The organism is Dermatophilus congolensis (assembly GCF_900447215.1).
Lineage (GTDB): Bacteria > Actinomycetota > Actinomycetes > Actinomycetales > Dermatophilaceae > Dermatophilus > Dermatophilus congolensis_A.
Genome location: NZ_UFYA01000001.1, coordinates 1,167,656 through 1,192,753, shown reverse-complemented (window position 1 = coordinate 1,192,753; position 25,098 = coordinate 1,167,656). Strand labels below are relative to the sequence as shown.

The window sequence follows — 25,098 nt, the reverse complement described above, 5'->3', positions numbered from 1 at the left end:
AGTGTTGAAGTGTCTTTCGGCGAGTAAGGGCATCCAGGCAGATCGTGTTCTGCCTGTTGGAGGCGGTAGTTTTGTACGCCATGGAGCCCGTTTACAACTCGGTCGTCGCTGTTGCCCGCACACTTTTCGCTGCCCAAGGTATCCGTTTCAGAGTGACGGGTTCGGAGAACATCCCCACAGAGGGTGGTGCGGTGATCGTGATGAACCACCTTTCGTACATGGATTTTGCGTATGCGGGTTTGGCGGCTCGCCCCAGCCGCAGGTTGATCCGGTTTATGTGCAAAAAATCGGTGTGGGATCACCCGATTGCTGGGCCGTTGATGTCGGGGATGAAGCACATACCGGTGGATCGTGAGAACGGCAGTCAAGCGTTTCGGGATGCGGTGAAAGCGCTGAAAGCTGGCGAGCTGGTTGGGGTGTTCCCTGAAGCAACGATCTCTCGCTCGTATGAGTTGAAAGAGTTCAAGACTGGTGCGATCCGGATGGCGCAGGCCACAGGGGTGCCGATCATTCCGATTGTGTTATGGGGTACGCAGCGGATTTGGACGAAGGGGCATCCTCGTCGTTTGGGTTATAGCCGTACTCCGATTTCGTTGACGGTGGGCAAAGCGATTAGTGCGCCGAAGCAGGCACCGGCCGATGAGGTTTCTGCCACATTGCGCGCCGAGATGCAGCTGCTACTTGACCACGCGCAGGCCGAATATCCTCGCCTTGAGGGTGATGATTTGAAGTTTTTGCCGGCGCGCCTGGGTGGCACGGCTCCTACGTTGGCGGAGGCAAATGAAATGGACCGCCTGGATCGTGAGCGGCGTCGCGCTGCTGCGGCGCAGAAGAACCCCGGCACGGACAGCGCGGCGTGAGCGGGGCGGCCCGGTCAATCCCGTGGCAGGGCCCTGCCAGTGAGGTGATTTGTCGCCTGGCTGGGCCGGGTGCGCGGCTGCGTGATGACCAGGCCGAGGCTGTTGCTGCGTTGTCTTGTGATGGGGCGCGGGTGTTGGTGGTGCAGGCAACGGGTTGGGGTAAGTCGGCGGTGTATTGGTGCGCTACAGCTGCGCGTCGCGCCGCCGGGGGTGGTGCCACGTTGGTGTTGTCTCCGCTGTTGGCGTTGATGCGTGACCAGATTGAGGCGGCCCGTCGTGCTGGGTTGAACGCGGTGACGTTGAACAGTTCGAACGTGGATGAGTGGTCTGCGGTGGAGGGACAGTTAGCTGCCGGTGAGGTGGATGTGTTGCTCATCTCGCCGGAGCGGCTAGCTCATCCGACGTTTGGTCGGCGGGTGTTGTCGGCGTTGATGGGGAACATGGGGTTGCTCGTCATCGATGAGGCACATGCTGTCTCTGACTGGGGGCATGATTTCCGCCCAGATTATCGCCGTATCGCGCAGATGTTGGCGCGGTTGGATGCCCAGGTTCCGGTGCTTGCGACCACGGCGACAGCCAATGCGCGTGTCACGCAGGATGTTGCATCCCAACTGGGTGAGGCGACAACGGTTTTGCGGGGTCCGTTGGGGCGGGACAGTCTCCAGTTGGCGGTGGTTCCACCGATGTCTGCGTTGCAGCGGTACGCGTGGGTGGCGCAGATGCTGCCGGTGTTGCCGGGGTCGGGGATTGTGTATGCGTTGACGGTTGCTGATGCGCAGCGCGCTACCTGCGCGGTTCAAGCTGTGCATGGAGTGGATTATCCGGTGGCGATGTATACGGGGCAGCTTGAGGCGGCTGAGCGTGCGTTACTTGAGGACAAGCTGCGCCGTAATGAAGTCAAAGCTCTTATCGCTACGAGTGCGTTAGGGATGGGGTATGACAAACCGGATTTGGGGTTTGTTGTTCATATGGGGGCGCCGCCGTCTCCGGTGTCGTACTACCAGCAGGTTGGGCGCGCGGGGCGTGGTATTGAGCATGCTCTTGTCGCCTTGTTGCCCAGCGCGGCTGATGAGCCGGTGTGGCGTCATTTCGCGACGGCGACGTTGCCTGATGAAGGCATGGCGCGCCGGGTTCTTGATGCTCTTGACACTGGTGAGCCGCAGTCAGTGCCTGCGTTGGAGGCGGTAACCGGGTTGCGTCGGGGACGTGTGGAGTTGCTGCTTAAACAGTTAGCGGTTGACCACGTGACTGAACGAACCCCGCAGGGGTGGGTGGCCACGGGTACGCCGTGGCGGTATGACGCTGACCATTACGCCGCCATTGTGCGGGTGCGTGAACGTGAAGCAGCGATCATGCGTGACTATGTGCAGGGCCGGTCGTGTTTGATGGAGTTGCTGCGCGCCAGCCTGGATGATCCGCAGGGTGGGCCGTGTGGGCAGTGTTCGGTGTGTCTGGGTGGGTTACCTGGCCCGTTGGTGCCGGCCGCCGATCCGGCGGTGGTGGCGGTGGTGGCTGAGCAGCTACGGAGCATTGATCATCGGCTGCCTGCTCGAAAAATGTGGCCGGGTGGACAATTCGGGCGGCGTGGGCGAATCCCGGCGGGGGAGATGGTCCTTGAGGGGCGCGTTGTTATTGACATGGATGCCCCGCAGTGGTGTGAGGTGATCGAGTCGTGCCTGCAAGCTCCGGGTGATGCTCCGCGTGAGTTGTGTGAAGCGGCGGTGGGGGTGCTTCGGCGGTGGAGCGCTTCGTGGCCGCAACGTCCAAGTCTTATCTGCTCGTTGGCGACGTTAACGCACCCGCAGGGCCCGTATCCGGTGGCGGGGCAGGTCGCGTCGTATCTGGGCGCGGCGGGGCGGACCGAAGTGGGGAACTGGCTGGTCAGGCCCCCTGTGAGTGAGAAGGGGGAGCGCCCTGCTGGTGGCGTGGAGGCCGCGTTGTGGCAGGAAGCGATCGCATCCGCGCCGCCCCCGCAGCTATCTGGTGGGGGCGGTGTCGCTGGCCGGGAGGTGCTGCTTGTTGTTGATCGCAGCGCTTCTGGATGGCCGATTACGTTGGCTGGTGCGGCGCTTCGCCGATGGGGAGCTGGGTCGGTGCAGCCTCTTCTGCTGCACCGGTGCCCATGATTCACCTGGTTGGGTTCGCTGGTCTCACATGCGGGATTGGATGAACTCCCACGCATCGGAGACGATCCGGTTGATTTCGTACTCCGGTTCCCAGCCGAGGATTTCTTTTGCTTTGGCGGAGCTGGCCACGAGGGTGGCTGGGTCGCCGGGGCGGCGGTCTTTCACTTCGGCGGGGATGGGGTGGCCGGTGACTGCGCGGGCGGCTTCGAGGACTTCTTTGACAGAGAACCCGGTGCCAGAGCCGAGGTTGAAGACACGGTGGGTTCCGGGTTCGCTGGTGTCCAGGGCGAGTAGGTGTGCGCGGCCCAGGTCGACGACGTGTAGGTAGTCGCGTACACAGGTGCCGTCGGGGGTGGGGTAGTCCTGGCCAAAGAGGTAAACGTGGTCGCGTTCCCCGGCGGGCACTTTGAGGATGTTGGGGATGAGGTGTGTCTCGATAGCGTGGCGTTCGCCGTATTTACCGCGGGCTCCTCCGACGTTGAAGTAGCGCAGTGAGGTGGCAGCCAGTCCGTGTGCTTTGGCGTAATCGGTCAGAGCCATGTCAATGGCGAGTTTGGAACGACCGTAGGCGTTGATGGGGTTAGGGGTTAGATCCTCGGTAATCAGAGGGGTTGAAGGCTCCCCGTAGACCGCTGCTGTGGAGGAGAAAACCATGCGGGGAACGTTGTTTTGTCGCACCGCTTCGAGGAGGCGGAAGGTGCCGACAACGTTGTTTTCCCAATACAGTTCGGGCTTTTCGACCGATTCACCGACGAGGGATTTCGCGGCGAAGTGCAAAAGCCCATCGGGGCGCACGTCGGCAAGGATGTCGTGGATGTCGTGGATGCGGGCTTGGACGAACGCTGCGCCGTCGGGGACTGCGTCGGCGTGTCCTGTGGAGAGGTCATCCACCACGGTGACGTCGTGCCCGGCTTCGAGTAACTGCGATGTCACAACAGAGCCGATGTAGCCAGCTCCTCCTGTCACCACGAGTTTCATACCTGATCCTCTCCTGGCGGTGGTCGCCGCGGTCGTTATTTTCAGTGACTGCGCTGCGTTGCTGGGCATGTGTTTGTCACTTCTGGTCACTGTACAGACGACGGTGAGCCTCTGGATGGCGTGGTGCTCAGTCAGGGCTCGTTGTGGCCGATGAGTCCTCGACGGATCACATCACCAGATGTGTGAGTAGGAGGGGAAACACGATGCAGGAATCTCGCCGGAAGCGTCCGCCGAGCCTTTCGGACCGGGATCGTCGGGTCTTGGAGCTGGAGCGTAAGTGGGGTTCAGGTCCAAGTGCTCAGGTGGAGAAGCTCGCCGAAGCACAGCGTACTTTGGGGTTGGACGGGCCGGGGTATGCATTGGTGTTGCGCGCCTTGCTTGAGGATCCGATTGCGTATGCACATGACCCGGAGACGATTGAGGCGGTGCGCGCGGTGCGTGATTCGCGCTCTGGGGGTGATGGGCTGTTTGCCCGTGGCGGCGATGAGGTTCCGTATCCCGGTCAGAGCTACCGGAGTCGATAACAAGGCTTGCGTTTGAGGAACAAGGTGAGGTTGGGAATGGCTGGACAACAGTGGCAAGTGCGGTTACGGACGATCGATGGCACGGAGTGGGTGACGAAACCGTTTGAGGGTGACCCGAATGATCACCTGCAGCGCCTTATTCACGATGAGCACATTGACAGTTACGAGATCGTGGTGGAAGGAACCGCTGAGCGTACTTTTTTCGCTCCGGCGACGGTAAGTTTCACGCGCGCGCACATCGTCGCGCTATGGGTGGAGGCTGTCGCGGCCTAGTGACGAGCGGCTCACAGCCCTCAAAGATGTAGATAGCCCCTGACCTTGGGGAACCTTAGGCCAGGGGCTATGTGTGATTCAGCGGTGCGGGCTTATTCAGCTGGGTTACTTCCAGTGCCGATGTCAGACATCTTCGACTGAGTCCAGGGGGAGAGCAAGGCCATGGCGACCGCGACGATGATTGTCACGATTCCTAGGCCGTAATAGAACGTCACGTCGCCGAGGTCTCTGGTTTGGTCGATGACGACGGCGGCAGTGCCCTGTCCTGCGGCGGCAGCCAGGAGCCACAGCGTCATCGTTTGGGATGCGTACTGTTTGGGCGCCAACGATGTTGTGGCGGCGAGGCCGACGGGGTTCATGAACAGTTCGGCCACGGTCTGTACAAGGAACACCAGGCCTAGGAACCACCATGGTGCGAGGTTGGCGCCACCGGGGAACTTGTCGAAGCCCCAGCCCATCATGAGGGCGCTGAAACCGATGATCGCCAAGGCGATGGCGAACTTCATCGCCGTTGTGGGGAATTTACCTGCCCGGCGGGTGAACACCCAGCCCAGAATGGGCGCCAGAATGAGCACTGCTGCGGGGTTGATTGACTGGTAGGCCTCCGCCGATAGGCCGAAGGAGCCGGCGATCACACCGTCAGTGTTGTCCTTGGCGAAGCTGGCCATCTTTCCGGAGGCCTGCTCGAAGATCATCGTGAACAGCATGCTGCCCACCCACAGCGGCAGGAACGCCCACAGATGTTCCCGTTCGTGGGGGGTGACCTGCGGGCTGCGGAACATGGTGATGAAGTAGAACGCTGAGGCCGCGACGGCGACCGTGAACACAACGTAGGCGATGCCCTGGGCCAGGCCACCGAAGATGGGGGTGTAGAGCCATGTCAGCAGCAGCACCGTGGCCAAGAAGAGGACGGTGTAGAGAGCCAGCTTTTTGCCTTCGCCGGGCTTGAGAGGGGTGGGGACATCGAAGGCGAACTGAGACAGTTTGCCTCGTCCGTACACGAATGCGACCAGGCCGAAGGCCATGCCGATACCTGCTGCCATGAAACCGACGTGGTAGCCGTAGTGGTTTTTGAGGAAGCTGGTGATAAGCGGGGAGATCAGCGACCCCACGTTAATTGACATATAGAACAGCTGGAACCCAGCTTCGCGGCGCGGATCTTTCTCGTCGTAGAGGCCGCCGACCATGGTGGACAGGTTCGGTTTGATGAACCCGGTACCGAAGGCGATGAGGAACAACCCGATCCAGGAAGTAAGGGGGATTGGCACGACAAGAAGTAACTGGCCGAGCATGATGACTACCCCGCCGTACAGGGTTGATCGCCATGGGCCGATCACACGGTCAGCGAAAATACCACCAGGGATGGTCAGGAACAGCACAGATGCCTGATAGGTGGCCATGACGACTTGGCCGGTGTTTTTGTCCAGACCCAGACCGCCGTTGGCGAAGGTATCGGTGATGAAGTACAGCAGAATGGCCCGCATCCCGAACCAGCTGAACCGTTCCCACATCTCGACCTGGAGCATCCACGGCAACCCTCGGGGCTGTCCGAATAAACCAACGTCGTCGCTGGATGGTCCAGTGCGCACGCTCTCGGGGCGCCAACGTGAATGCGTTGCTGGAGAAGAGGGGGAAGAGGAGCTGGGGTCCACGGTGGATGTCCTTTTCACTCGGGTCGTGTCGCGACTGTGGCGCGACAACGGTTAATGAACCTGCAACGGGAGGCTCACCGGTAACCCTAAAGAGATAAGGGACCTTTACGGGAGTAGTTGATCAATAGCGCGCGTCTTCAGGAACGACACAGCAGAAGAGAACTCCCCTGCCAGCGGCAGGGGAGTTCTCTTCTGCTGCTGGTGTGGGTGGGATCATGTCTTTGATCGCAGCAGTATGTGCGTACAGGTTGCGACCAACGCGACATACATACCCACCACTGCTAGGAGCACTAACGCCACGGGGATAAGCACGGGAATGACGCTTGCCCACAGGTCTACGTGAAGGTCGTGGGCGAACTTCAGGGCCACAACCATGAAGGATGCGAAGAGCAAGGCCGTCACAGCGAGCCCAACGACGACAGCTTCGGCAACGGTGACAGCAAATATGTTGCCGCCGCTTAAACCTATCCGGCGCAGCAGCGTGAACTCCCGCGCCCGTGACCGTGTAGTCAGCGTTGTTGTCTGTATCAATGAGACCAATGCCATCACATAGATCATCCCGAAGATGGACAGGTTGCCGCTCAAGCTGCTTTGCATCCGGGTTTTCTGGGCTTGTGCGAGTAGCTCCTCCTTCGACTTCACGGCTCCCGCACCAGCGACGCCACTAATGAATTGCTGTAGCTGGTGCGGTGTTGCGGTAGTGAGAACCTGCGCGGAGGGGAACTGTCCGTGGCGCGCAGCCTCAGATATCGGTAGGTAGTAGGCCTCGTCAGGCAAACCAGTTGCTGTCATGACAACCCGCCCCCTTACCCGAGAACCGTCGAGAAGAGTCAGATCGACCTCTCTGCCCAGAGCAGCCCCACGTGTACTAGCTAGCACAGGGATTTGCGCTGTTGAACCAGCGTCGTGAGGTAGTCGACCAGTCAATGACCCACCGAGCATCGAAACGTACCCCGCCGGGTCGCTCACCCCTGCTACCCGGGTCCGGGTTGCGCCTATGAATGCCTGCGAGGTTGAGGTGAGTGCAATCGCGTGGAAGTTACGGGTTTGCAGCGAATTCGCTGCATCCACCGCCCCCGTGGGGGAGACCCCATCGAGGGCGCTTGCGTACTGGTATTGGCGGGCTGCTCGCTCTAACTGCAGTCGCCCGTCTGCTGCCGAGCTGAATAGAAACCCACCAAGCAGCCCCACAGCGATCACCATCGGCAGAGCGACCGATGATAGCCGCCGCCGGTCACTCCAAGTCCGGGCTGCGGTCAAAGTGAACACTCCCGGAGCGAATCGGCCTCCCGCACGGGCGGCCACCGCTGCAACCCAAGTGATGGCCCAGGGAGTCAACGCACCAATCGCTGTTGTGACGAAGACCGGCAGCAGCACCGCAAGTTGTCCTGCCTGCGGGGTGGTGTTTGTGGCACCGAACAACACAGCGACAGAAACACCCACTAACGTCAAACGAATAAGCAGGCCTACCACGCTCCGGCGCCGGGATGCGTGCCGCGTTGGTGTACTCTCCACGTCTTTTGCTAACCGGCCGGTGAGAACGAACCCGATCAGAGCCACCAAGGCCATCTCAGTGAGGACGAATAACGTTAAAGCGCCTAAATCGAGGTGTCCTGCCCACATTATGTGCCGCCCGATGGACCCGATGGCTTGATAGGCCGCAAAGAGCGGATGCGTCAGGAACACCGCGGTGACCCCGCCAACGACTCCCACCATCGCAGTCAGCGCAGCTGTCTCCACGGCGACCATGGCCTGCAGTTGGTGGGCAGTAGTGCCGTTAAGCCGCAACATCCTCAGTTCTTGGGAGCGCACATGAATAACTGTCCGCACCGAGCCGGCCACCAAAACCATCGCGATGGACACCGTGAGAACCAGAATGATCTGCAACAACAGCCCTATTGCCTGCAGGTCAAGGCGCATTTGAGCTAGTTCTTCGGCGGAGGTTCCTGCAGCGGCAATGACATGCCCGCCGCGCAATCCCTGCATAAGCAGCAACATCGCCCCGGCCATAGCTGTGACCACTAGAACAACCAGCGCCAACCCCATGTAGGTACGGCGGTGGAACCCCAATAGGCGTAGCGAAACTTTCGATACCCCTGCGATACCCCTCATGCTGCGGCCGTGATCTCGGTGAACGCCTGGGAAGCAGCGAACGGGTCGCCTCCGGGAAGATCTCTAACTATGTGACCATCCTGCAAGATGAGGATTCGATCCATGGCCGAGGCAACCACGGCATCGTGAGTGACCAACACCAGCGCTGTGCCCAGTTGTGTCAATTTCGTCAACTCGTGAACCACGTCCCGACTGGTGCGACTGTCTAGAGCTCCGGTGGGTTCATCAGCGAAAACCACACGTCGGGGGACCGCTAGGGCGCGAGCGATCGCCACACGCTGGCGTTGTCCACCAGATAAGGACGCAGGCAGCCGCCGGGAGAACTCTTGCATTCCCACTGACTCCAATGACGCGAGCGCCTCTTGCTCAGTCAGCTTCCCTTGCGTGAAGAATGTTGGTAGCTGAACGTTTTGGATGACTGAGAGAGCATCTATCAGGTTGTACTCCTGGTAGATGTAGCCGAAGTTTTCGCGGCGCACCCGGTCTCTGGTGGCCTGGTCGCTGCTTCCTAGATCTAAGTCATCCAGCAGTACCCGCCCAGAAGTCGGGGCAAGCAGCCCGGCCGCGCAATTGAGCAGCGTTGACTTCCCTGACCCCGAAGCTCCCATGATCGCGGTGCTAGATCCGGGAGCGAAAGTTACCGAAACACCATTAAGTACGTTCCGATCTGTCTCTGCCTTACCAAAGCGAACGACAAGATCAGAAAGGTGAAGCACGCTGAACTCCAGTCTGTGGGGCATCTGCCAAGGCGCAGAAACTTCATGGTGAGGGAAATAGTTAAGAGAAAAGTAGTCGAAAGCTTTTGCCCGGCAGGGAGATAAAGCGCGCAGCCGAATCTGTGAGGGGGTACTCAGTTCATAGCTGCGGCCTCACAAAAAACCGAATTCCAAAACACATAAAGAAAAGGCCGACATCCATTTCGGATGCCAGCCTTTTCTAGAAAATACTGGGTTTCGCTAAGAAACTAGAGTGTCCGGAGGGGGACTTGAACCCCCACGTCCGATAAAGGACACTAGCACCTCAAGCTAGCGCGTCTGCCATTCCGCCACCCGGACAGGTGAACTGCGTTTATCCTACGTGAAACTCTCGCGTTCCGTCGAATCGAGATTCTCACCGCTGCGTTCAACGCTCTTTTGTTTCTGAGCCAAGATGACCAGCCAGTTCCAGTGAGCGCGTCTCACAACGGGATGGAACACTAGCACGCCGCCACACCCAGCGCGAAAACCGCCTATCAATGCCCCAAAAGCGACAAGCCCCACCTCGAGCCCCAGACCCCGTGCCCCGGTGCCATCTGAAAAGAAAGCTTCTCAATGTATCTCTCCAGCCCCCGCGGAGATTCATGCCATGCATCACGCTGCGCAATGGTCTGTGGAGCACCCACGAAAGAGGTACTTTCGATGCATGACCGTCAACCCCCGCGTAGCGCTCGACGCCCTCGTAGCAGCGCTGGAACGACACCTCGAAGCTGCTGCCTCCAGCCATGGAGACAACGACCACACAGTGCGTGCTGCCTACGACGCACTCGAGAACGCATTCGAACGCTACGAAGAAGCACTCGAAGAAGCGTTCGACGAGGTCACGCCCCTCGTGGTGTTCAGAGACGAGGAGGATGACGACTACGACGATGACGACGACGATGAGGACAGCCTCGACGACGACCTCGACGAACAAGACTTCCGCGCCCAATACCTCGGCCTCGACGACGAAGACTACGACGAGGACTCCGATGAGGACGACGACACGGACGAAGACGACTAAACATCGCCCGTAACCAACAGAAAACGCCCGCCCGCGCCCTCGTGACACGGCGGGCGTTTTCCGTACCATCAACAAATGGGATACGTGCTGCTCATCCGCCACGGACGCACCACCGCAAACGCCAACGGCATACTCGCCGGATGGACCCCAAACATACGACTAGACCACGATGGTGAAACCGCAGCAACAGCACTCGGCCAAGCCCTAACCAACACCCCCGTAACCCAGATAGTGGCCAGCCCCCTGCAACGCTGCCAACAGACCGCCAAAATCATCGCCACCACAGCCTGGCCCCACCTCGCAATCGACACCGACGAACAACTCGGCGAATGCCACTACGGACAATGGACAGGCAAACCCATCAACGAACTGACCAAACTGCCCCTATGGCAGCAAATACAGCAACAACCAAGCGCAGTGACCTTTCCCCATAGCGACACCTTCGCAGGAGAGGGACTAGCGCACATGTCCGCCCGTGTCATCGCAGCAGTACGCCACATCGACCACATCAACCACACCACCAACGGCCCCGAAAGCATCACCGTTGTGGTCAGTCACGGCGACCCAGTCAAAGCAGTCCTAGCCGACGCCGCCGGAGCCCACCTCGACACCTTCCAGCGCCTGCACGTCACCCCAACCTCAACCTCACTCGTGCAATACACAGACTCCAAACCACTCCTACATGCCATCAACATTCCCCCCTCCGGCGTTGCCGAAACCTTGCGCCGCATCCACACCGCTCCTACCCACGTACCCACCGGCGACGGCACCATCGGCGGGGGAGCATGACACCCCTCCACCCGCCAACAAAACATCACAACCTGCACCGATAAGCCCGTCATGACAGCCATCAACCCTCGATGAGACTAGGGTGACCGACATGGCGGTTATCGAGTACGACCCCCCGGAAAGGTTCATCGTAGGAACCGTAGGCCAACCCGGCGCGCGTCAATTCTTCCTACAAGTCACCCAGGGACGACGCATCACCACCGTCACCATCGAAAAAGCCCAGGTAGCTGCACTAGCCCAACGCATCGACGACCTCCTCGACACAGTCGTCGGTAACGAATTCGACCACGCCGCCGAACTACTCATCGACAACGCCCCTCTAGACATGCCACTGGCCGAGGACTTCAACGCCGCCACCCTCGCCCTGGCATGGGACGCAGAACGCGACCGCATCATCGTCGAATGTCATGCCCTCGACGAGGCATACAACCCCCCAGAAACACTGACACACCTGCTCCAAGGACACGAACCCGATCCCGACGAAGACCCCACCCAACTCGTCCTACGCGTAGTCATCTCCGCCGCCACCGCCCGAGCCTTTGCCCACCGCGCCCACAACGTCGTCGCAGCCGGGCGGCCAACCTGCCCCTTCTGCGGCGAACCCCTCAATCCCCAAGGCCACATGTGCCCCCGCGCAAACGGATTCAAACGCTAACCCGGCATGACACCCCAACCCCACACACCCCTTAAACCCGAACAACTCCACACCGACGACATCACCCTCATCGGCCGCCTCACCGAAGCATCCAACGACGTATACCTGGCACACACAGCAGGACACCCCGTCGTTTACAAACCCATCAGCGGCGAAACACCCCTATGGGACTTCCCCCATGGAACACTCGCAGCACGCGAAGCCGCGGCCTACCTCATCTCCTCCGCCGGAGGATGGGACCTCATCCCCACCACCGTGCTGCGTGAAGGCCCCCTCGGGCCAGGATCAGTACAAGAATGGATCGGCCCCACCCCAGAACAAACCGGACAGCTACACCACCGACCCACATCCACCCCACTCATCAACCTCCTACCCCCAACAGACCTACCCCCAGACTGGATCCCCATCGCCCGCGGCACCGACCACAACGGCACCCCCCTCACCCTGGCCACCGCCGACCACCCCCAACTACGTTCCCTAGCCACACTGGATGCAGTGCTCAACAACGCTGACCGCAAAGGCAGCCACATCCTGCTCTGGAACAAGCACATATGGGGCATCGACAACGGTCTATGCCTATCCGAAACACCCAAACTACGAACAGTTCTATGGGGTTGGGCAGGCAGACCCCTACCCATAAACGACATTGAAAAACTCACTACCCTGCAGCACACACTCGAAAGCGCGCCAGGAAAAACCCTCAAAGAACTCCTCACCCCCACCGAAATCACAGCCCTGCACCAGCGCATCACCGCACTACAACACACACAACACCACCCCCGCCCCGCCCAAGACTGGCCCTGCCTGCCCTGGCCTGCCCTATAAAAACCGGCACCAAAGACACAAGCCCCCACCCAATCCCCAACACCGCAGTCGGTACCCTTGGCGAGTGCGAACCTGGGCATCACCACACATCCCCACCGTCACCGGTATGGGAATCGAGCCGACCATCACCGACAGCAGCAGCGGCGAACGCAAACCCGTCGACGCTCCACCAACCGCGCGGCTCTATATCTGCGGAATCACCCCATACGACGCCACACACATGGGTCACGCCGCCACCTACGTCATGTTCGATCTCCTACACCGAGCACTCCTGGACGCAGGCCACGAAGTGACATATTGCGAGAACGTCACCGACGTAGACGAGCCACTCCTTGAACGCGCCGAACGCGACGGCGTGAACTGGCAAGACCTCGCCGCCGAACAAACAGACCTCTTCCGCGACGACATGACCGCCTTACGCGTCCTGCCCCCCAACCACTTCATCGGGGTAAGTGAATACATCAAACCCATTGCAGCTGGAGTCACCAAACTCCTGGACAACGCAGCGGCCTACACCGTGCCTATCACCGACGGAACCGCTGTCAGTGACACAGCACACGACATCTACCTCGACCTATCTACCCAACCCACTTTCGGTAACTCCTCCACATGGTCCCGCAATCGCATGATGGAGGTCTTCGCTGATCGTGGCGGCGACCCCGACCGCGAAGGCAAACGCGACCAGCTTGACCCACTCCTATGGCGCGCAGCCCGAATAGGCGAACCCTCCTGGGACGTTGAAGGCCTACCATCCGGGCGGCCCGGATGGCACATCGAATGCACCTGCATCGCCCTGGACCACCTCGGCCCCGGTTTCGATGTCCAAGCCGGCGGAGTCGACCTCATCTTCCCCCACCACGAGATGAGCGCTGTCCAAGCCGACGCTCTGGCTGGAGAAGGCTCCTTCGCGCGTCTCTACCTCCATCAAGAAATGGTGGGACTCGACGGAGAAAAAATGAGCAAGTCGAAAGGCAACCTCATCTTCGTCTCCAAACTCCGCGCAGCTGGTGAAGACCCCATGGCCATCCGCCTGGCCATCCTCGCCCACCACTACGCCAGCCCCTGGGAATGGACCGATGAGGTCCTCCACACCGCCAAAGAACGCCTCAGCCGCTGGCGCACCCACATTCCTGTCCTACCCATCGAAGCCCAAAACGCCATCGTGCACCACGTACGTGAGCGAATCGCCGACGATCTCGACGCACCCGGAGCACTTGCCGCGATCGATGCGATCCTGGCCGGACACACACCCGCAGACGCCCCCGCCGATGCGGACAACCTTGCCGCCCGCATCATCGACGCCCTCCTAGGCATCACCCTCTAAACACACAAAACCCCTGGCTAAACCCCCTGGCCACCACAGGCCGGGGGAGTGGCCAGGGGGTGGCCAGGGCCAGAAGGTCACATTTCTTCACCATCACGGCCACGCAAATACCGCTCAAACTCCCGAGCAATAGCCTCACCTGAGGCTTCCGGCGATTCCACCGTGTCCTTGGCCTTCTCAAGCGACTGCACGTACTCCGCGATCTCCGCATCAGCCGCCATCAACTCATCCACCCCCTGCTCCCACGCAGTCGCCAAATCGATCAAATCCCGCCGCGGAATATCCACCGACAACAAACTCTCCAGGCGCGCAATGATCGCCAACACCGCCTTGGGAGACGGCGACGAAGCCGCATAGTGCGGAACCGACGCCCACACCGAAACACTCGGAATCCCGACATCCCCAGCCCCAGAACTGATGATCCCCGTGATCCCCGTCGGCCCCTCATACGCGGGCGCCTCAAGCCCCAACTCCCGCCGCAACGACTCATCCTCGGCATACACCCCCACCGGAGTTGGCCGCGTATGCGGAGTATCAGCCAGCAACGCCCCAATCGTCACAAACATGGAAGCCCCGCAGTCCTCAGCAAAACCCACCACATCCTCAACAAAAGAGGGCCACCGAAACGACGGCTCAGGGCCACGCACCAACACCACATCCCGCTCAGACAACACCCCCCGAGCCACCGCGAAACGAGTACTAGGCCAATTGATCATCCGATCAGCCCCCGTACCAGTCACCGTTGGTCGAGTCACCTGAAAGTCGTAGTAATCCTCCGGATCCAAGGTGGCCATCTCCTCGGCATCCCACACATTCGCCAAATGGTGACTGGCGCCCGTCGCGGCCTCTCCGGCGTCGTTCCACCCCTCGAAGGCCGCAATGAAGACGGGGTCCCTAAGGGGGCCGTTCTCCTGGGTCTCGATGAGCATCACAACATCTCCTGTTCTGTGCGGTAATCGGGAAGGCCCGATGTCGACCTCGGGATGCTACTGAGAGGAACGACTCAGACAACACTAGAGGTAGGCGCTGTCCCTCCGCAGCGCCGCATCGCTGAGAAAGCACCACCTACAGCCTCGTAGTATGGATCCGGCGCGCTTAGGCACGCCGCCCTCCTCTGTGTCGAAACGAAGGGTCCAGATTGTGAGCAGCCGCTCCGTAGAACAAACAGCCGAGCGTTCCGCATTGGTACGTAGCCTTCTCAAAGAACGCGTACTCGTCGCTGACGGCGCCATGGGAACAATGCTGCAAGCAGCAGACCCCACCATGGAAGACTTCCAGGACTACGAGGGCTGCAACGAAATCCTCAACGTCACCCGACCCGACATCGTCTCCTCGGTGCACCGCGCCTACCTCGACGTCGGCGTCGACATGATCGAGACCAACACCTTCGGCGCCAACTTCGGCAACCTAGGCGAATACGAAATCGTCGAACGCACCTACGAACTCGCCGAAGCCGGGGCACGTATCGCCGCTGAAGTCGCCGCCGAATACGAAACCCCCGAAAAACCCCGATTCGTTCTGGGATCCATCGGCCCCGGAACCAAACTTCCCTCCCTGGAACACGCCACCTACGCCACCTTGCGCGACTCCTACCAGGAATGCGCCCGCGGACTCATCGACGGCGGCGCCGACCTCCTCCTCATCGAAACCACCCAAGACCTACTCCAGGCCAAAGCAGCCGTCGTCGGCGCTAAACGCGCCAACACCGCAGCAGGCACCGACGTGCCGATCATCGCCCAGGTCACCATCGAAACCACCGGAACCATGCTCATGGGATCCGAAATCGGTGCCGCCCTCACCGCACTCCAAGCACTAGGCATCGACGCCATCGGCCTCAACTGCGCCACCGGCCCAGCCGAAATGAGCGAACACTTGCGCTACCTGGCCGACCACAGCCAGGTCCCACTATCAGTTATGCCCAACGCTGGCCTTCCCGAACTCGGCAAAGACGGCGCCTACTACCCCCTATCCCCAGAAGAACTCGCCGAAGCTCACGAACGCTTCACCACTCAATACGGCGTCTCCATCGTCGGTGGCTGCTGCGGAACCAGCCCCGCACACCTAGCCGCCGTTGTCCAAGCCGTCGGTGGTAAACCAGCCACCCCCCGCATCCCCGAAACCCAAGCCACCGTCTCCTCTCTCTACACCGCCGTACCCCTACGGCAAGACCTCAGCTTCCTCTCCATGGGGGAGCGGACCAACGCCAACGGCTCCAAAGCATTCCGCGAAGCAATGCTCGCCGGAGACTGGGACACCTGCCTAGAAATCGCCAAAACCCAAACCCGCGACGGCGCACACGTCCTCGACGTCTGCATCGACTACGTCGGCCGCGACGGCGTAGACGACATGTCCACCCTCGCCGCCAAACTCGCCACATCCAGCACCCTGCCACTCGTGCTGGACTCCACAGAACCAGCCGTTATCCAGGCAGGCCTCGAACGCCTCGGCGGCCGCGCCATCGTCAACTCCGTCAACTACGAAGACGGCGACGGCCCTACCTCCCGCTACACCCGCGTCCTCGAACTCGCCAAAGAACACGGAGCGGCCGTTGTCGCCCTAACCATCGACGAAAACGGACAAGCACGCACCGCCGACGACAAAGTCCGCATCGCTCAACGCCTTGTCGACGCCATGACCGGACCCGAATGGGGAATGCGGGTCGAAGACATCATCGTCGACTGCCTCACCTTCCCCATCGCCACCGGCCAAGAAGAAACCCGCCGCGACGGCATCGAAACCCTCGAAGCAATCCGCCGCATCAACGAGCTCTACCCCGGCATTTCCAGCACCCTGGGCGTATCCAACGTCTCCTTCGGCCTTAAACCCGCCGCGCGTATCGTCCTGAACTCCGTCTTCCTCGATGAAGCCGTCAAAAACGGACTCACCTGCGCCATCGTCAACTCCGCCAAAATCATCCCCACCTCCCGCATCCCGGAAGAACAGGTCAAAGTCGCGCTCGACATGATCTACGACCGGCGCGAATTCGACGAAAACGGCGAATGCACCTACGACCCGCTCGCCACCATGCTCGAAATGTTCGAAGGCGTGGACTCCGCATCCCTCAAACAAGAACGCGCCGCCGAAATGGCCGCGCTACCTCTAGGGGAACGACTCCAACGCCGCATCATCGATGGCGAACGCAACGGCCTAGAAGCAGACCTGGACGAAGCCATTGCCGAAGGCCGTAAAGCCCTCGACATCATCAACGATGACCTACTCGAAGGCATGAAAGTCGTCGGTGACCTCTTCGGATCCGGACGGATGCAGCTACCCTTCGTACTCCAATCCGCCGAAACGATGAAAGCTGCTGTCGCCCACCTCGAACCCACCATCGAGGCCCAAGAAGCCGAAGCAGGCAACACCGGCAGCCGCGCCAAAGCCAAAATCGTGCTCGCCACAGTCAAAGGCGATGTCCACGACATCGGTAAAAACCTCGTCGACATCATCCTGTCTAACAACGGCTTCGACGTAGTCAACATCGGAATCAAACAACCCGTAAACGACATCATCGCCGCCGCCCTGGAACACGACGCCGACGCCATCGGCATGAGCGGACTGCTCGTTAAATCGACCGTTGTCATGAAAGACAACCTGCTCGAATTCAACGAACGCAACATCGCCGAACGATTCCCCGTCCTTCTAGGAGGCGCTGCCCTCACCCGCGCATTTGTTGAACAAGACCTCGCCGAGCTGTACGGCGGCGAAGTCCGCTACGCCAAAGACGCCTTCGAAGGCCTACGCCTGATGGAAAACGTCGCCGAAGCGAAAAAGAAAGGCATCCCCGTCGGCGAAGTGTTCCCCGCCCGCCGGGAACGCCGAGTTCGCAGCAACGTGGCCTCCCCGAACATCGAAGGCGCATCCACCGACGACACCACACGTTCAGACGTCACCGAAGACAACGAAATACCCACCCCACCGTTCTGGGGAACACAACTGGTCAAGGGCATCCCCCTAGCCAAATACTCCGCATACCTCGACGAACGCGCCACCTTCCTAGGACAGTGGGGACTCAAACCCACCCGCAACGCCTCACAAAACGCCGAAGAAGAGCTCACCTCTATCCCCGCACGCGACTACGAAGAACTCGTCGAGACCGAAGGACGCCCACGCCTACGCATGTGGCTCGACCGGATCCTCGCCGAAGAAATCATGCAACCCGCAGTCGTTTACGGGTACTTCCCCTGCTACAGCGAAGGCAACGACCTCGTCGTACTCTGGGACAGCGATGGCCAGCACGTCGAAGGCACCGCACGCACCCAACCCGCACCCGGCAGCGAAGAAACCGCCACCATGGTCGAGCACACCGCCGGTGAAGAACGCATCCGGTTCTCCTTCCCACGGCAGCGCCGCGACCGCAGGCTCAACCTCGCAGACTTCTTCCGCTCCAAAGAGAAATACGACGCCGACGGCACCCCTGACGTGATCGCATTCCAGCTCGTCACAATGGGCGCGCACGTATCAACAGTCACAGCAGGGCTCTACCAAGAAAACGCCTACCGCGACTACCTCGAACTGCACGGCCTATCCGTTCAGCTCACCGAAGCGCTAGCCGAATACTGGCACTGCCGCGTACGTGACGAACTCGGCTTCACCGATAGCGCCGACCTGGACCTCGGCGACGTCCTCGACGTGAAATTCCGCGGATGCCGATACTCATTCGGCTACCCCGCCTGCCCCGAAATCGAAGACCGAGCTGGGCTAGTCGAACTACTCGAACCCGAGCGAATCGGCGTAGAACTTTCCGAAGAGTTCCAGCTCCACCCCGAACAATCCACTGACGCGATGGTCGTCCACCATCCAGAAGCCAAGTACTTCAAGGTCTGATACACCACAACAAACTCATATATGTCTGGGGGCAACCACGCCATGTGGTTGCCCCCAGACATATATGAGCGGCACAAACCCTCTCAAAAGTTCACAACGAACACCCAAACCATGCAGGAGCAGCAGCACAAAAACGCTCCCGCTCCCACGCGCCAACCCCCACCGGCACCACACCCAACAATGGCACCCCATACCGATGCGAATCACCCAACCCCGCAAGATGACGCCGGTTATCTTCAGCTATAGGGCCCGGATCATCCGGCCACGCCCCAATCACCACCCCACGCACACGAATACCCCGCGCCAACAACGCCTCCAACGTCAACTCCGTGTGATTAAGCGTGCCCAAATCCGCCCGCGCAACCACAACCACCTCACACTCCACATCAGGACACGACTCACCCAACGCACACACCAAATCAGCAACCGTGCCATGCTCCCCATCCAACTCCACCAACAACCCACCAGCACCCTCAACAAAAACCACATCACACTGCGCAGCCAACGCAGCAATCCGCTCCACATGCGCAGCCAACGACGGCAAACACACCCCCTCCCGCGCCGCAGCCTGCACCGGCGCCATCGGCGCAACCAACCGAACCCCCTCACTCAAACACTCAACCCCCGACAGACGCGCCACCACCTGCACATCACCCTCCTGCCCAGGCTCCACCCCCGTCTGCGTCGGCTTATCAACAGCAACCCGCCCACCACAGGCCCGCACACTGGCCACCAACGCAGCAGTAACCACCGTCTTACCCACATCAGTGTCCGTGCCAGTAATAACCACAACGCGACTCACAACCCCACCCCCGAAACACCCACACGCACCGCATCCGGCGCCTGAAACGAACTCAACCGCCACCACCGCGCAGCCGGCCCCACCGGCACAACATCAGGCAACGCCACAGCAGCACGCCGCACAATCAACGACGCCTCCACCTCAGCCAGCCGCGCACCCAAACACCGATGCACCCCAAAACCAAACGCCAACCCGTACCCCGTACCCCGCACCGCCGCCTGCACATCCACATGATGACCACTCAACTCCACCAACAACTGCGTCCCAGCCGGGATACGCCTGCCAGCAAGCGTCGTATCCCGCACCGCCTGTCGCCGCCACGCAGCCACCGAAGACGTCGTCGCCAACAACGAGCGCACATGCTCCCGAGCCGCAGCCTGCGCCACCACCTCATCAGAACCCCCCAACCTCGCCCATAAACCACCAGAACGCAGCGCCGAATACAACGCAATATCACCCAACATCGCCGTCGTCTCCTGACCACCAATCACAAGAAAAAACGCCAACGACGCCCGACGGCGCGCATCCACCCCCGCCTCCCGCAACGCATCAAACACCGTCCAAGACCCCGCGCGAACCTCAATCGCATCCCGCAACCACGCAAACAACTCCGCCGCGCTCACCGCCAACTCAACTTGACGCTCCCGATCCGGAAACCCCCAAAACAACTCCAACGAATCCTGACTCCACCGCCGCAACGACACCGACTCAGGCATCGGCATCCCCGTCAACTTCGTAAACACCGGCGCCGCCACCCGACGCGTAAGCGCCACACTCAAATCCACCACCGCACCCGAATCCACCACCTCACGCACTCCACCCAACGCCTCATCAGCCAACGCCTCTGCCCGCGGCACCACCCCATCCACCCGCCGTGGAGACACAAACCCAGCAACCACCCCACGCACCAACCGATGCGCCGCACCACTAGCCGAAGCCAACACCGGAGGCAACGCAAACCCCACCCCCGCCAATACCCGCAACGCCTCCGGACACAACGGCACCATCGCCGTCAACGCATTCTCTGGACCAAAATCATCCGCCCGCCCCAAAACCTCACGCACCAACACCGGATCACTCACCCGCACAAAACCACCCAACCCCGGCCCCCCACCAGGCACATGCGCATCCAAATACGCATGCATCGGACACCCCACCTCACCCAACGAGACGCCAACAGCACCAGTCACAGTCACAGCGAACTCCCATCCACAACCGACGACGAAAAACCCCGCCCGACACCCACCCCATCCACAACCTCACGCACCACCCGCGCAGCCTCCTGCACCTGCACCAACGGAACACTGCCATCCACACTCAACCGCAACCGCGAAACCCCATCAGGCACACTCGGAGGCCGAAAACACCCCACCCCCACACCACGCTCAGCCAACCGCCCAGCCAACTCCACCGCCACCGACGCATCACCCACCGGCACCGACTGCACCGCCCCCGGCGCCCGCCCCACACCACAAATCCGCGCCACCGCATCCGCACGCACATGCAACCCCGCCACCAATTCCGGCGACCCCGCCACAATCCGCGCCGCCTGCGCCGCCGCAGCAGCACACGCCGGCGCCAACCCCGTATCAAAAATGAACGACCTAGCCGTGTTCACTACGTGATCCCGCAATACCTCCGGACCAGCCACAAAACCACCCTGAGACCCCAACGCCTTCGAACACGTTCCCGTCACCACCACATGCCCCACCCCAGCCAACCCCGCAGCAACCACCCCACCCCGCCCCTGACCCAACACACCCACACCATGAGCCTCATCCACCACCAACAACGCGTCATACCGATCACACACCTGCGCCAACCCCACCACATCAGCCGCATCACCCAACACCGAATACACCGACTCCACCACAACCAACGCACGCCGAACCTTCCGCTCCCGCAACACCCGCGCCACCGCCCCCACATCACCATGCGGCGTCACCACCAGCTCAGCCCGACCCAACCGAGCCGCATCCACCACCGACGCATGCACATGCTCATCCAGCACCAACAACGTCCCCGGCCCCGCCAACGCCGACACCACCCCCAAATTCGCCGTATACCCCGACGAAAAAAGCAACACCGACGGCTGCCCCACCAGCTCACCCACCGCCTGCTCACACTCCACATGAGCCAAAGACGTACCCGAAACCACTCGACTAGCCCGCGCCCCGGCCCCAAACCTCTCCACCGCATCCCGCGCCGCCGCACACACCCGAGGATCACGCGACAACCCCAAATAGTCATTACTCGACAAATCCGTCCGCACCACCGCAGCAGGCCCCGCAGCACGCACCCAACCACGCCGCTGCCGAGCCAAACGACGCCCCTGAACCCAATCCCACATCGAACTCACCGCGACCCCACCCCATACACCGCACCCACCGCCGAGACAATCCCCGCAGCGACCCGCGCCACATCCTGAACCGAAGCCACATACGGCGGCATCGTGTACACCAACCGCCGGAACGGACGCACCCACACACCCGCCTCCAACGCCGCCCGAGTCACCGCAGGCACATCCACCTCCTCACACAACTCCACCACCCCCACACCACCAAGCACCCTCACATCCACCACCGACGGCAACCCCCACGCCGCCTCCAAACCCCGCAACAACTCCGACTCCAACATCGCCACCTGCCCACCCCACCGCTCCCGCACCAACCCCACCGACGCCCCAGCCACCGCACACGCCAACGGATTAGCCATAAACGTCGGCCCATGCAACAATGCCCGAAACTGCGAGCGCGTAATCACCTCACCCACCTTGGCCGAACACAGCACCGCCGCCAGCGTCATATACCCACCCGTCAACGCCTTACCCACACACATCACATCCGGACACACCCCCGCCCACTGCGAAGCAAACAGCTGCCCAGTACGCCCAAACCCCGTCGCAATCTCATCCAACAGCAACAACAACCCATGCTCATCAGCAACCCGCCGCATCGCCCGCAACGCCTCAGGTGCCCACACATACATGCCCCCAGCCCCCTGCAACACTGGCTCAGCCACCAACGCCGCTACATGATCAGCATGCTCAGCCACCACCTCCTCAAGCTGAGCTACCCACGCCTGCACCTGAGCCTCATCAGAGACCAATACCCGACCCGCAGCCGAACACGGCCCCTCCAGCCCACCATCAACCTCACTCGCATTCACCAACCGCGCCACCGGTGGACGCGGCAAAAACACATGCCGAGGCAACAACGCCGGAAAAGCCGCATGCATCCCATCCACCGGATCACACACACTCATCGCACCCAACGTGTCCCCGTGATACCCACCCCGCAACGCCACAAAACCACCCCGCTGCGGGCGCCCCTGCGCAGCCTGATATTGCACAGCTAGCTTCAACGCCACCTCCATCGATACCGACCCTGAATCCGCAAAAAACACATGCGCCATACCCGGCGCCAACTCCCGCAACTGCTCCGCCAACTCCACCGCCGGCGCATGCGTCAAACCACCAAACATCACATGCGAAAACCGCCCCACCTGCTCACGCACCGCATCATCCAACGCAGGGTTGCGATACCCATGCACCGCACTCCACCACGAACTCATCGCATCAACAGCCTCAAAACAGGCACCATCGGCAGCCTCAACCGACAACCGTGTGTCCTGCGCCGCACGCACCGCGTACGGCGCAGGACCATCCAACGGTGCATACGGATGCCACACCAAGCCACGATCTCGGCTGATCACATCCACACCACCAGCCGCCCGCTCCAGGGCAGCGCCAGCGCCGTCAACAGAACGCGACACGATCACACCTCACGCATTCGGAGCCAACGATGTACCCGCACCGCGATGCCGCACCGTTGCGTGCACATGCCCACCGCGAGCATCCTCAGCCGAAGGCGAGCCCGGACATACCTGCGACAACTCATCCACACACTGCTGAGCAGCATGCTCAGCAGAGCCGACAATCACGAAACCCCCATCGTGGATCATCGCCACATCATCCTGAGTCGCTTGCCCCTCACTCGTGAGGTAATCACCCAAGAAAATCGAATTCGCGACATGCAACGCCAACGGCTGCAACGACCGCAAATGCATCTCCCGACCACCAGCAATACGCAACTCCGCCGTAGGAGCAGCGAACCGTGCCAGCGCCAACACTCGCAAACACCGCGACGGCGTCAACGACCACTCCTGGGAAAAAGGCGTTCCCTCAAACGGCATCAAGAAATTCACCGGAATCGAATCAGACTTCAACTCCACCAGTGCAAACAACGCCTCAACGATCTGCTCATCGCTCTCACCCATCCCCACAATCAGTCCCGAACACGCAGATAGACCAGCATTCTTGGCCTTCGTGACCGTATCCACCCGATCGGCGTACGTATGCGTAGAGCACACCTGGTCATAACGAGACTCAGCCGTATTGACGTTGTGGTTATAGGCGTCCACGCCGCATTCATGCAGCCGCTCAGCCTGCCCATCCTTCAAAAACCCCAAACAGGCACATACCTCCAAGTTCGGGTTCTCCTCCTTCAATCGAGAAACAATGTCCCCGACCCGCTCCACATCCCGGTTACTTGGGCCACGCCCACTGGAAACCAAACACACCCGCGTCGCCCCAGCGCCGATACCGTGCTGCGCCTGCTCCAACGCCTGCTCCGGCTTCAACCACGAATATTTTTCAATCGGGGCGGTCGAACCCAGACGCTGACTGCAGTAGTTGCAATCCTCAGGGCACAACCCAGACTTCAAATTAACCAGGTAGTTCGCTTTCACCGTGTTACCGAAATACGCCCGCCGGAGCCGCCCAGCCGCAGCCACAAGATCCAACAGGTCCGCCTCAGGGGAACCCAAAATCGCCAGGGCATCCTCACGCGTTAACGGTTCGCCAGCAAGGCAACGGTCAGCTAAATCTGCATAGTTAGTGAACACCGTTCAAGAGTAAGCAGGAACCCTTGAACAATGTTCAAGAATGAACATGATCCACGCCCCAACCTCACCCCGCCCCCACCACCTACCCTCAAAACCTCACACCACGCCCGACAGGAGCCCCCGTGACGCTCACCCGCGACACCATCGGCCAAGCCGCCCTCACCCTCATCCAACAAGCAGGACTGCCATCCCTATCAATGAAAGGCCTAGCCACCCACCTCGGTGTTGCCCCAGGCGCCCTCTACTGGCACGTCGACAACAAACAAGAACTCCTCGCACTCCTGGCCGACACCATCCTCACCAGCCCCCCATTCACCCCCACCACACCCACCCCTGACACACGCACACCTGCCACCCTCGCCAACGACCTACGAACCTGCCTACTAGCAGTACGCGACGGAGCCGAAATCGTCTCCTTCGCCCGCGCCCTCCACCCAGAGGGCCCCACCCCCATCACCCCCATCACCCACGCCATCCGCCACCACCACCCCCACGCACACCACGCAGAATGGACCGCCCGCACACTCGTCCACTTCATCCTCGGATACGTCGCCGAAGAACAAAACCGCAGCGAACTCACCCGCGCAGGCCTCACCCAACCCACCCCACCAACTCAACCCACCGAGGCCGCATTCACCTTCGGAGTTGAGGCCATCCTGCGCGGATCACTACACAGCAACCCCACCTAAAA

At 60.9% G+C, this 25,098-nt stretch carries 21 protein-coding genes and 1 tRNA gene; 11 read left to right on the top strand and 11 right to left on the bottom strand.

Features of this window, described 5'->3' with window-relative positions; genetic code table 11:
• The first annotated feature begins 80 nt into the window (after nucleotides 1-80).
• Complete coding sequence (locus tag DXZ77_RS05090) at nucleotides 81-860, top strand: lysophospholipid acyltransferase family protein (protein WP_115032594.1); 780 nt, start codon at nucleotides 81-83, stop codon at nucleotides 858-860.
• Complete coding sequence (locus DXZ77_RS05085; RefSeq protein ID WP_115030471.1) at nucleotides 857-2,986, top strand: RecQ family ATP-dependent DNA helicase; 2,130 nt, start codon at nucleotides 857-859, stop codon at nucleotides 2,984-2,986. Before DXZ77_RS05090 ends, DXZ77_RS05085 begins: the two co-directional genes overlap by 4 nt.
• A 24-nt stretch (nucleotides 2,987-3,010) precedes the next feature.
• On the opposite strand, the gene galE is transcribed toward DXZ77_RS05085, so the two are convergent.
• Entirely contained in the window at nucleotides 3,011-3,964 is a 954-nt protein-coding gene (gene galE, locus DXZ77_RS05080; RefSeq protein WP_115030469.1) for a UDP-glucose 4-epimerase GalE, read from the bottom strand.
• Between the two features lie 203 nt (nucleotides 3,965-4,167).
• Here galE and DXZ77_RS05075 point away from each other — a divergent pair, with 203 nt between their 5' ends.
• Nucleotides 4,168-4,488, top strand: a complete 321-nt coding sequence (locus DXZ77_RS05075) for a DUF3263 domain-containing protein (RefSeq protein WP_115030467.1) — start codon at nucleotides 4,168-4,170, stop codon at nucleotides 4,486-4,488.
• A gap of 36 nt (nucleotides 4,489-4,524) precedes the next feature.
• Entirely contained in the window at nucleotides 4,525-4,761 is a 237-nt protein-coding gene (locus DXZ77_RS05070; protein ID WP_115030465.1) for a hypothetical protein, read from the top strand.
• Nucleotides 4,762-4,853: 92 nt separating this feature from the next.
• Here DXZ77_RS05070 and DXZ77_RS05065 read toward each other — a convergent pair whose 3' ends face one another.
• The 4 genes from DXZ77_RS05065 to DXZ77_RS05050 all read right to left on the bottom strand — a co-directional run bounded on the left by DXZ77_RS05065 (nucleotide 4,854) and on the right by DXZ77_RS05050 (nucleotide 9,580).
• On the bottom strand, nucleotides 4,854-6,350 hold the full coding sequence (locus tag DXZ77_RS05065; RefSeq protein WP_258553144.1) for a peptide MFS transporter: 1,497 nt from the start codon (nucleotides 6,348-6,350) through the stop codon (nucleotides 4,854-4,856).
• A 276-nt stretch (nucleotides 6,351-6,626) separates the two neighbouring features.
• A complete protein-coding gene (locus DXZ77_RS05060) occupies nucleotides 6,627-8,525 on the bottom strand; it encodes a permease-like cell division protein FtsX (protein ID WP_115030461.1) in 1,899 nt (632 codons plus the stop codon).
• Complete coding sequence (locus tag DXZ77_RS05055) at nucleotides 8,522-9,241, bottom strand: ABC transporter ATP-binding protein (protein WP_181816036.1); 720 nt, start codon at nucleotides 9,239-9,241, stop codon at nucleotides 8,522-8,524. Before DXZ77_RS05055 ends, DXZ77_RS05060 begins: the two co-directional genes overlap by 4 nt.
• Nucleotides 9,242-9,495: 254 nt before the next feature.
• Nucleotides 9,496-9,580, bottom strand: a tRNA-Leu gene (locus tag DXZ77_RS05050).
• Between the two features lie 346 nt (nucleotides 9,581-9,926).
• Here DXZ77_RS05050 and DXZ77_RS05045 point away from each other — a divergent pair.
• From DXZ77_RS05045 to mshC, 5 genes are all read left to right on the top strand, one after another.
• A complete protein-coding gene (locus DXZ77_RS05045) occupies nucleotides 9,927-10,283 on the top strand; it encodes a hypothetical protein (RefSeq protein WP_115030418.1) in 357 nt (118 codons plus the stop codon).
• A gap of 75 nt (nucleotides 10,284-10,358) precedes the next feature.
• Entirely contained in the window at nucleotides 10,359-11,072 is a 714-nt protein-coding gene (locus DXZ77_RS05040; RefSeq protein ID WP_115030416.1) for an MSMEG_4193 family putative phosphomutase, read from the top strand.
• Between the two features lie 91 nt (nucleotides 11,073-11,163).
• Complete coding sequence (locus DXZ77_RS05035) at nucleotides 11,164-11,727, top strand: DUF3090 domain-containing protein (RefSeq protein ID WP_115032592.1); 564 nt, start codon at nucleotides 11,164-11,166, stop codon at nucleotides 11,725-11,727.
• A gap of 6 nt (nucleotides 11,728-11,733) precedes the next feature.
• Complete coding sequence (locus DXZ77_RS05030; protein ID WP_115030414.1) at nucleotides 11,734-12,552, top strand: SCO1664 family protein; 819 nt, start codon at nucleotides 11,734-11,736, stop codon at nucleotides 12,550-12,552.
• 64 nt (nucleotides 12,553-12,616) lie between these two features.
• On the top strand, nucleotides 12,617-13,876 hold the full coding sequence (mshC, locus tag DXZ77_RS05025) for a cysteine--1-D-myo-inosityl 2-amino-2-deoxy-alpha-D-glucopyranoside ligase (RefSeq protein WP_115030412.1): 1,260 nt from the start codon (nucleotides 12,617-12,619) through the stop codon (nucleotides 13,874-13,876).
• A gap of 77 nt (nucleotides 13,877-13,953) precedes the next feature.
• Here the strand turns inward: mshC and DXZ77_RS05020 are convergent, their stop codons facing one another.
• On the bottom strand, nucleotides 13,954-14,805 hold the full coding sequence (locus tag DXZ77_RS05020; protein WP_115032590.1) for a PAC2 family protein: 852 nt from the start codon (nucleotides 14,803-14,805) through the stop codon (nucleotides 13,954-13,956).
• 208 nt (nucleotides 14,806-15,013) lie between these two features.
• On the opposite strand from DXZ77_RS05020, the gene metH reads away from it, so the two are divergent.
• A complete protein-coding gene (gene metH, locus DXZ77_RS05015) occupies nucleotides 15,014-18,700 on the top strand; it encodes a methionine synthase (protein ID WP_371667496.1) in 3,687 nt (1,228 codons plus the stop codon).
• Nucleotides 18,701-18,791: 91 nt separating this feature from the next.
• On the opposite strand, the gene bioD is transcribed toward metH, so the two are convergent.
• The 5 genes from bioD to bioB are packed head-to-tail and all read right to left on the bottom strand — an operon-like array spanning nucleotide 18,792 to nucleotide 24,407.
• Nucleotides 18,792-19,502, bottom strand: coding sequence for a dethiobiotin synthase (bioD, locus tag DXZ77_RS05010; RefSeq protein WP_181816035.1), 711 nt, complete (start codon nucleotides 19,500-19,502; stop codon nucleotides 18,792-18,794).
• Nucleotides 19,499-20,698 carry a cytochrome P450 gene (locus DXZ77_RS05005; RefSeq protein ID WP_258553142.1) on the bottom strand — a complete coding sequence of 400 codons (1,200 nt, stop codon included), beginning with the start codon at nucleotides 20,696-20,698 and terminating at the stop codon, nucleotides 19,499-19,501. The genes bioD and DXZ77_RS05005 overlap by 4 nt, the downstream gene beginning before the upstream one ends.
• Nucleotides 20,695-21,852 (bottom strand): 8-amino-7-oxononanoate synthase, encoded by a 1,158-nt coding sequence (locus DXZ77_RS05000; RefSeq protein ID WP_115030408.1) that lies wholly within the window; start codon nucleotides 21,850-21,852, stop codon nucleotides 20,695-20,697. Before DXZ77_RS05000 ends, DXZ77_RS05005 begins: the two co-directional genes overlap by 4 nt.
• A 5-nt stretch (nucleotides 21,853-21,857) precedes the next feature.
• Nucleotides 21,858-23,276, bottom strand: a complete 1,419-nt coding sequence (bioA, locus tag DXZ77_RS04995; protein ID WP_258553141.1) for an adenosylmethionine--8-amino-7-oxononanoate transaminase — start codon at nucleotides 23,274-23,276, stop codon at nucleotides 21,858-21,860.
• A 9-nt stretch (nucleotides 23,277-23,285) separates the two neighbouring features.
• Complete coding sequence (gene bioB, locus DXZ77_RS04990) at nucleotides 23,286-24,407, bottom strand: biotin synthase BioB (protein WP_115030406.1); 1,122 nt, start codon at nucleotides 24,405-24,407, stop codon at nucleotides 23,286-23,288.
• Nucleotides 24,408-24,529: 122 nt separating this feature from the next.
• Here bioB and DXZ77_RS04985 point away from each other — a divergent pair, with 122 nt between their 5' ends.
• The gene (locus tag DXZ77_RS04985; protein ID WP_115030404.1) at nucleotides 24,530-25,096 is read left to right on the top strand and encodes a TetR family transcriptional regulator; all 567 of its coding nucleotides are present in this window, start codon (nucleotides 24,530-24,532) and stop codon (nucleotides 25,094-25,096) included.
• Nucleotides 25,097-25,098: the final 2 nt, after the last annotated feature.

What these genes read in the sequence shown, in the direction of transcription:
- DXZ77_RS05090 (WP_115032594.1), top strand. Translation starts at nt 81, where the DNA reads ATGGAGCCCGTTTACAACTCGGTCGTCGCTGTTGCCCGCACACTTTTC.
- galE (WP_115030469.1), bottom strand. Translation starts at nt 3,964, where the DNA reads ATGAAACTCGTGGTGACAGGAGGAGCTGGCTACATCGGCTCTGTTGTG.
- DXZ77_RS05075 (WP_115030467.1), top strand. Translation starts at nt 4,168, where the DNA reads ATGCAGGAATCTCGCCGGAAGCGTCCGCCGAGCCTTTCGGACCGGGAT.
- DXZ77_RS05070 (WP_115030465.1), top strand. Translation starts at nt 4,525, where the DNA reads ATGGCTGGACAACAGTGGCAAGTGCGGTTACGGACGATCGATGGCACG.
- DXZ77_RS05060 (WP_115030461.1), bottom strand. Translation starts at nt 8,525, where the DNA reads ATGAGGGGTATCGCAGGGGTATCGAAAGTTTCGCTACGCCTATTGGGG.
- DXZ77_RS05045 (WP_115030418.1), top strand. Translation starts at nt 9,927, where the DNA reads ATGACCGTCAACCCCCGCGTAGCGCTCGACGCCCTCGTAGCAGCGCTG.
- DXZ77_RS05040 (WP_115030416.1), top strand. Translation starts at nt 10,359, where the DNA reads ATGGGATACGTGCTGCTCATCCGCCACGGACGCACCACCGCAAACGCC.
- DXZ77_RS05035 (WP_115032592.1), top strand. Translation starts at nt 11,164, where the DNA reads ATGGCGGTTATCGAGTACGACCCCCCGGAAAGGTTCATCGTAGGAACC.
- DXZ77_RS05030 (WP_115030414.1), top strand. Translation starts at nt 11,734, where the DNA reads ATGACACCCCAACCCCACACACCCCTTAAACCCGAACAACTCCACACC.
- DXZ77_RS05020 (WP_115032590.1), bottom strand. Translation starts at nt 14,805, where the DNA reads ATGCTCATCGAGACCCAGGAGAACGGCCCCCTTAGGGACCCCGTCTTC.
- DXZ77_RS05000 (WP_115030408.1), bottom strand. Translation starts at nt 21,852, where the DNA reads ATGTGGGATTGGGTTCAGGGGCGTCGTTTGGCTCGGCAGCGGCGTGGT.